We start from the raw sequence: 5,708 nt of genomic DNA, 5'->3' as shown, positions 1-5,708 counted from the left end.
CCCCGCCTCCTCCGGCCTACGCGGCGGCACCCCTGCTGTACACGGAGGCCGCCCCGCCCCGGCCGGGCACACGGGGCCCGGGCCGGCCGCGGCCGAAGGGCCCGCACCCGGCTTACGCGACGCCCGGACCCCGGCCGGGAGTCGCGTCCCCGACACCGCCGTGACCACCGGGCCCTCCGCCGAGCCCGTGCCGCTCACCCGGCGGGAACTCCAGGTCGCCGCCCTCGTCGCCCAGGGCCGCACCAACAAGCAGATCGCCGACCATCTCGTCATCGCCCGCCGCACCGCCGAGGGCCATGTCGAACGGATCCTGGTCAAGCTGGGGTTCCGCAACCGCAGCCAGGTGGCGGCCTGGTTCAGCGCGCGGTCGTGGTCCTAGGACCCTGTCCGACCCTGCCCCCACGGCTCACCCGGCGGGCGCCGCCTCGTCCTCCACCCTGACCACCAGCTGCGGGACCTCCGCCGCGCCCAGTTGTTCCAGTACCAGCGCGAGCAGCTCCCCGCAGCGCACGGTCACGGCGCTGCCGGGCGGCAGGGACGCGGCGAGACTGATCAGCTGCCACGCGCAGTGCGCCTCCATGAAGCACAGGTCCCGCAGATCGAGGACGACGTGACCGGGCCCCGAGTCGTTCCGGTGGTCCAGCGCCTCACGCAGGGCCTCCACGAACTCCGGGCCCGTGCCCGGCTCCGCGCCACCGGCGATCCGGCCGCCCTCCGGGGTCCCGGTGACCGGCGGAGAGTCGAGCAGCTCCACGACCCGCACCGGGTGCACCTCCGCGATCCGCTCCGTCACCTCGTCACCGAACCGCCGCCGGTCGTACCAGCAGATCGCGGTGAACAAGGGGTCCGCGAACAGCGGCGCCACCGACGCCTCGTAGTCCAACAGCCGCTCCGGGTCGAGACGGACGCGGGGCGCCCAGCTCATGTCGGCGGTGACCCGCAGCCCCGACCAGCCCTCCGCGTAGGAACGGTCGAAGTGGGCGCGGTACGCGTCGATCGTGCGCTCCTCCTCGAAGCGGCCGTCGGGGACGTACATCTCGGTGTTCCGCCGCAGCACCAGCTGACCGCTGTCCCGAGCCGCCACCGCCTGACCGCTGCCCCCGTCCAGCAGCGTGACCACCTCGTCGTCCGTCAGGTCGTCCGGGTCCATCACCAGCAGCACCTTCTCCCGGCGCGCCAGACTGGTCCGCGTGTACGCCGTGAACACCTTCCACGGCGACTCCCCGGCCACGTCCGCCGTCCCCATGCACGCGTGATCCCCCAGCCGCAGCGCGTCGACGGACACCATGCGACGCTCCGCGGAACGTTCGGACGACATGGGGGCGCCTCCCTGGCGGTACGGGACTCTGCGCGGAGGGTAAGCCCTCGCGGGCCGCCGTTGAGGGGATGATCACGACTGGCCGACTTGGGTCCGGCGGCGAGCGAATGAGAGGCAAGGATGAACGATCACGTCCCCCACTCGTGACCGCGAACCGGACCCGCGCCCCGGACCCGCGACCCAAAGGCCCTCGACCGGCCAACAGCCAACAGCCAACACCCGGACCAGCGGCAGGCCCTACTGGGCACTCACCCGCTGCAGCAGCCCCCACGTGAACTCGGCGACGACCTCCCGTCGCGTGCCCCGCGCGTCCGGCGCGACGAACGCCAGCCCCCAGCGGGTCGGCGCCGAGCCCTCCAAAGGCCGGGCCGGGGCGAACGCGCGGGCCACCTCGTCGACCGTGCACGACCACGGGGTGAGGTCCTCCAGGGTGGCCGGGGCGGGGCCGGCGGTACCCGGCGCCCGGACGAGCCACTCGTTCCAGACCGCCCCGTCCGGGCCGACCAGCACCTCGAACCGGAGGTCCGGCCACAGCGGCACCGGCCACAGCCGGGCCTCGCAGTCCAGGTCGCCGATGCGGCGCGGCGCCACGGACTCCGGCGCGCCCAGCACGGACCGGTACCGGGCGGCGGCGCCCCGCGCCCGGGGCGAGCGGACCATCGCCTGCCACCGCTTGTTCGCCTCGCGCATTTCCGCGATCGACACCCCCAGCTCCCGCCGGGCCTCCTCCACGAGCCCGGGATTGTGGTCGGCCATGCGCCGCAGCAGCACGAGCTGGAAGTCGAGCGGGGTGAACGGACCCGAGGGGCTACCGGGGCGCTTCGCGGAGGGCATGGGAGCCATGCTCCCCCACCGTCCCCCCGCCCGGGCGGCGCCCGTCCGGCAGGAACAGCACCGAGTTCACATAACGCGGCCCACCGAACGGCAGGACCCGGCGCAGCAGACCGTGCGACGCCACGTACGAGGTGCGCGCCTGGTGGGCCTCCAGCACGGCCGGGTTCAGCCGGTGCCAGGTCCCGGCGGGCAGCACCCAGCCGGTGTAGCCGAGGCCGGTGAGGAGGTCGACGACCGGGGCGATCGGCTGGATACGCGACTCCAGCTCGATGAAGAGGGCCGGGCGGTCACGGGCGAGGGTCGTGGAGGCGCCGCGCAGCACGGCGAGTTCGTTGCCGTCCACGTCGATCTTGACGAAGCCGACCTCGCTCAGGCCGAGCCCGTCGAGGGTGACGCACGGGACGTCGAGGGCGCGGGCGTGGATGTCCCGGCGGACCAGCGACGACACGCCCCGCCCGCCGTCGTCGCCGGGCGGCAGCCACAGCCGGGCGGTGCCCGGCCGGTCGGAGGCGGCGGCCTGGACGACCCGGACGTTGCCGGGGGCGCCCGCGACGAGCAGCCGGGCCAGCCGGGGCACCGGCTCGACGGTCACCACCCGCGCGGCCCGCCGGGCGAGCCGGTGCGTCCACGGGCCGTACCAGCCGCCGACGTCGACGGCCGTGCCGCAGTCTGGCGGGCACAGCTCGTCGAGGCGGGTCAGCTCGGGCTCGAACCGGGGATAGACGAACCGGGCGGTCGCGGCGACCGCCCGGTCGGGCAGCAGCGGGGCCAGCCGGGCGGCGAGCGTGGTCATGAAGACATCCTCCTCAGCAGTTCCTCGTGTTCGTCCTCCGTGACCTGCTCGCCCGAGGACGGCAGCAGTTGCGGGATGCCGTCGACGATCGGGTACCGGCGGTGCAGCCGCGGGTTGTAGAGCGACTCCGGTGTCCGGGACGCCTCGTCCGGGCCCTCCTCGGGCACGACCAGATGCAGCGGGCCCTTGTCGAGCGGGCACGCCAGGATCTGCAGCAACGGGTCGTCGGGGTTCATGGCGGCGTCAACTCCTTGGCCGGGGCGGGGGGTTGCTGCGCCGACGGCGGCGCGTCGTGCTTGGGCATGCTCAGCAGGACACCGACCGCGAGCACCGTGCCGGACAGCCGCAGCGCCAGCCGCAACGGATCGTCCGGCAGCGACTCACCGAACGACAGCGTGCCGAGCACGGCCGTGAACAGGCTGGTCACCGTCGTGCACACCGGCACGATCAGCGACGCCCGGCAGCGCTGCAGCGCCGCCTGCGACATGACCAGGCCGAACGCGCCGGTGAACAGCAGCAGATACGGGTACGGGGAGCGCAGCACGGCGACCACCGCGTCCCCGATCCCGCCGACGGTGAGACGGCTCGACACCCCCTTGATCGCGAGGGAGCTGACGCCGTACAGCAGACCCACGGCCACGCCGTACTCGACGCCTGTGGTCGGCAGCCGGTGCCGGTGCCGGGCGCGCCGCTCAGCGGACCGGTACAACCACACGCCCAGCGCCAGCGACGGCAGACAGATGGTGAGGACCAGCGCGTACGGCGCGTCGCGGCTGACCGTGTCGGAACCCTCGTCCAGCGACAGCACCACCATCAGCAGCGCGGCGAGGATGGCGCCCAGCGCGTACCGCTCCCTGCCCGTCGTCTCCTCCCCGAGCAGCCGCGCCGACAGCAGCACCAGCAGCACGAGCCCGGAGACGAAGATGCCCTGGGCGGCGGCGATCGGCAGCGTCCGGTACACGGCGAGCTGCGCCGCGAACCCGGCGGCCAGCGACAGCGAACCCCCGATCCACAAGGGGCTGCCGAGGACCAGCCGCAGCAGTCTCAGCGGTTGCCGCACCGACACCTGGGGCAGCGCGCCGAGCGCCCGCTTCTCCAGCACGAACCCGGTGCTGTACAGCGCGTTCGCCAGCAGGGCCGCGGCCACCCCCCACCACATGGTCACGCGCCCCGCGTCGACGGCCTGCGCGCGTGCAGCAGCAGGATCGACGCGGCCGACGGGGCCGCGCACACCAGCCGGTCCAGCGGGCGCATCGGACGCGGTACGCCGTGGAAGGGCGCGCCCCGCAGCCGTACGACCTCGAAGCCCGAGGCGGCCACGAACTCCCGCAGCGCGCGGGCCGTGTAGAGCCGCAGATGGCCCACGACCTCGGTGCCCGGCCGGCCGTGGATGCCGCGCAGGCTGACCTCCGAGAACACCGGCTGGACGCCCGCGAGCAGCAGGGCCCGGTTGTACCAGGCGGCGAGGTTCGGGGTGGAGAGCATCAGATGGCCGCCGGGGCGCAGCACACGGCGGATCTCGTCGAGCGCCGCGTCCGGGTCGACGAGGTGCTCGATCACCTCGCTGAACAGCACAGCGTCGGCGGACTCGGCCCGGAACGGCAGCCCCCCGTCGCTGAGTTCGCCGCGCACGGCGTACGGCAGACGGGTGCGGGCGCGGCGGAGGGCGTCCTGGGACCAGTCGACGCCGATGAGGCGGTGGCCGGGCAGGAGGGGCGCGGCGGTGGCGGCGGCGGTGCCGTCGCCGCAGCCGATGTCGAGGATCGTGCGGGCGCCGTGGGCGGCCGGGCCGAGCGCCTCGGCGAGCATCCGGGCCTGGCGGAGACTGCGGGGGTTGCCGGAGGCGACGGGAACGGCCGGGTCCTCGTAGAAGTCCCGCAGGCCGGGGCGGTCCGCGGTGGTCGTGGTGCCGGTGGCTGCGGTGGTGGTGGTGCCGGTGGTCGGGTCCGCCCCGCCCGCCCGGTTCGTGGTGCCGGTCGTGTCCGTCGGATCCGTCGGTGCCGTTGTCCTCGGTGTCTTCGTGGACATCAGGGGGTGTCCTCTTCCGTCGCGTGCAGGTAGTGCTCGAAGAGGTCGCGGAGGTGGGCGCCGTCGCCGTGGCCGAGCAGGGCACGGGACCAGCGCAGGGCCAGGTGGAGACGGCCCGCCGTGGAGGCGGTCGTGACGGTGAGGCCGCGCGGCATGCGGGCGGGCGCAGAGAACCACACGGCGTGGGCGCGGCCGGCCTCCTGACCGAAGTCCAGGGAGTACGGGATGCGGCCGATGTTGCTGAGCAGGGTCGTCGACGTCCAGGGGGCGGCCGCCCGGCGCAGGCCCCGGGTGAGGGCCGCCCGCCAGGAGACGGGGACGACGGGCGCGGTCAGGAGCGAGGCGCCGTGGCCCAGTTGGGGTCGGGTGAGCGACTTCAGCGCACGGGTGCGGTCGGCCGTGCGGCGCAGCAGGACGGCGGTGGGCGTGCGGCGCTGGTCCACCTCCTCCGGGAGGAAGGCGACGTCGACCAGGCGGGTGCCATTGCCGATGGGCATGCGGGTGTCGCGGGGGCGGTCGTCCACGGGCATGGTGATGCGGAAAGGGCGCGGGCGGGCGCCGTGCTCCCGGTTCCAGTGGGCCAGCATCAGGGCCGTGGTGACCATGAGCTGGTCATTCACGGTGTACGGGGCCGATCGGGGGCGGCGCGGCACCGGAAGTTCGGTGACGAGCAGGCCGTTGCCCGGGGAGGGCTCGGGCGTGCCGGGGGCGACGCGGGCGGGCGGGGCCCAGGTG

General features: G+C 74.5%; 7 protein-coding genes and 1 pseudogene. 1 reads left to right on the top strand and 7 read right to left on the bottom strand.

Translation table 11 applies throughout. The features are described from left to right. The coding region (locus AOK23_RS51090; protein WP_240496805.1) for a helix-turn-helix domain-containing protein at positions 1 to 379 on the top strand (379 nt) is incomplete at its 5' end. Positions 380 to 406: 27 nt separating this feature from the next. On the opposite strand, the gene AOK23_RS41100 is transcribed toward AOK23_RS51090, so the two are convergent. The 7 genes and pseudogenes from AOK23_RS41100 to AOK23_RS41070 all read right to left on the bottom strand — a co-directional run. Continuing rightward, a complete protein-coding gene (locus AOK23_RS41100) occupies positions 407 to 1,318 on the bottom strand; it encodes an MEDS domain-containing protein (RefSeq protein ID WP_055717508.1) in 912 nt (303 codons plus the stop codon). A 237-nt stretch (positions 1,319 to 1,555) separates the two neighbouring features. Continuing rightward, complete coding sequence (locus AOK23_RS41095; RefSeq protein WP_055717507.1) at positions 1,556 to 2,161, bottom strand: hypothetical protein; 606 nt, start codon at positions 2,159 to 2,161, stop codon at positions 1,556 to 1,558. Then, positions 2,127 to 2,945, bottom strand: coding sequence for an FkbM family methyltransferase (locus tag AOK23_RS41090; RefSeq protein WP_055717506.1), 819 nt, complete (start codon positions 2,943 to 2,945; stop codon positions 2,127 to 2,129). The genes AOK23_RS41095 and AOK23_RS41090 overlap by 35 nt, the downstream gene beginning before the upstream one ends. Then, the gene (locus AOK23_RS41085; RefSeq protein WP_055717505.1) at positions 2,942 to 3,181 is read right to left on the bottom strand and encodes a Trm112 family protein; all 240 of its coding nucleotides are present in this window, start codon (positions 3,179 to 3,181) and stop codon (positions 2,942 to 2,944) included. Before AOK23_RS41085 ends, AOK23_RS41090 begins: the two co-directional genes overlap by 4 nt. Further along, positions 3,178 to 4,092 (bottom strand): hypothetical protein, encoded by a 915-nt coding sequence (locus AOK23_RS41080; RefSeq protein ID WP_055717511.1) that lies wholly within the window; start codon positions 4,090 to 4,092, stop codon positions 3,178 to 3,180. Before AOK23_RS41080 ends, AOK23_RS41085 begins: the two co-directional genes overlap by 4 nt. Before the next feature lie 14 nt (positions 4,093 to 4,106). Then, positions 4,107 to 4,826: a class I SAM-dependent methyltransferase gene (locus AOK23_RS41075; protein WP_055717510.1), complete on the bottom strand. Its 720-nt coding sequence runs from the start codon at positions 4,824 to 4,826 to the stop codon at positions 4,107 to 4,109. A gap of 146 nt (positions 4,827 to 4,972) precedes the next feature. Further along, positions 4,973 to 5,708, bottom strand: a pseudogene (locus AOK23_RS41070) (condensation protein); the annotation flags it as partial.

Source organism: Streptomyces torulosus (assembly GCF_001419765.1).
GTDB lineage: Bacteria > Actinomycetota > Actinomycetes > Streptomycetales > Streptomycetaceae > Streptomyces > Streptomyces torulosus.
This window is presented reverse-complemented; position numbering and strand designations above follow the sequence as displayed.